Genomic DNA, 1,191 nt, shown 5'->3' with positions numbered 1-1,191 from the left:
GGTGGCGATAGGCCAAGCGCCAGAGCTTCCCGCCGGCTGGCGTGATCCTAAGTGTCCATCCGTGATCATCCTGCGTGTTGGCAAAGCTTTCGGAGCATCATCCGAATGGATGCCCAGCGCAGGAAGGCGAGCCCGTTCTGGTTCAGGCACTCCCAATCCTTGGCCAGGCGGCGACAGCGGTTCAGCCAGCCGATGGTCCGCTCCACGATCCAACGCTTCGGCAGCACGACGAACTTGTGCAACTCGGAACGCTTGACGATTGCGAGGTTGATCTGGCGACAGGCTCCGTGCAGTCCAGCCTGGAACTTCGGCCCCTGGTAGCCGCTGTCGGCGTAGAGCCTCAGCAGGAACGGGAACAACCCGAACAGCGATCCCATCAGCAGCACACCGCCATCGCGGTCCTGGATATCGGCGGCGTGGATGATCGCGTGCAGCAGCAGGCCTTGGGTATCTACGAGAAGGTGGCGCTTCTTGCCCTTGATCCGCTTGCCCGCATCGAAGCCCGGCGGATCAATCGACGCCCCCCTTTTTCCGCGCTCTTGACGCTCTGGCTGTCGATGATCGCMGYCGTCGGRCTGSCCTCGCGTGCTGCGAACTCCCGGCACTTCACGTAGAGCGCGTGATGGATCCGGCCGAGCGTGCCGTCCCAGTCCCAGCGCCGGAAATAGTCGTTCACCGTGCTGCGTGGTGGCAGATCCTTCGGCAGCGCCGCCCACTGGCAGCCGGTGCTGAGGATGTACATCACGCCGTTGACGATATCGCGCTCGGACACCGTGCGCTTGTTGCCGCCTCGCTTGGCGGGCGGGATCATTGGGCTGATCAGGCCCCACTCCTCGTCGGTAAGATCGCTGGGATAGCGCAGCTTGCTCCGGTCATACCGACCGCGGTTCTCTTGCGTCCACATCTCAAAGCTCCCGCGAATCGTGCAGGCGTCATCGAATCATAAATGATTCCATAGATTCAAGCTGTTCCCGGACGGACACTAAGGTGGAGGCCACCGCCGTCCGAGAGCTTGGTTGGCTTACTCGTCGGTTTCACGGTTCGAATTTTAACGTCAGACAAAGGCATAGGGCGGCCTGGCTGTTGGTATCGGCAGTCACCATGTTGCCGTCGTACCAACGCCTATACCAACGATTTTTCTGGATGCCCCAACACGCCAGTGGACGCGCGTGGAGGGCAAGGCGGTTTATC

The 1,191-nt window shown here is 61.5% G+C and carries 1 protein-coding gene; it reads right to left on the bottom strand.

Annotated elements, in window-relative coordinates; genetic code table 11:
* Positions 1-65: 65 nt before the first annotated feature.
* Positions 66-904, bottom strand: a protein-coding gene (locus tag AC1DWF_RS32150; protein ID WP_476842587.1) for an IS5 family transposase whose coding sequence is annotated in 2 segments (ribosomal slippage) — positions 66-520 and positions 520-904 — 840 coding nt in all. Because the reading frame shifts where the segments join, the coding sequence is not laid out codon by codon here.
* Between the last annotated feature and the right edge of the window lie 287 nt (positions 905-1,191).

It is taken from the genome of Aminobacter sp. P4_D5 (genome assembly GCF_056401815.1).
This window is presented reverse-complemented; position numbering and strand designations above follow the sequence as displayed.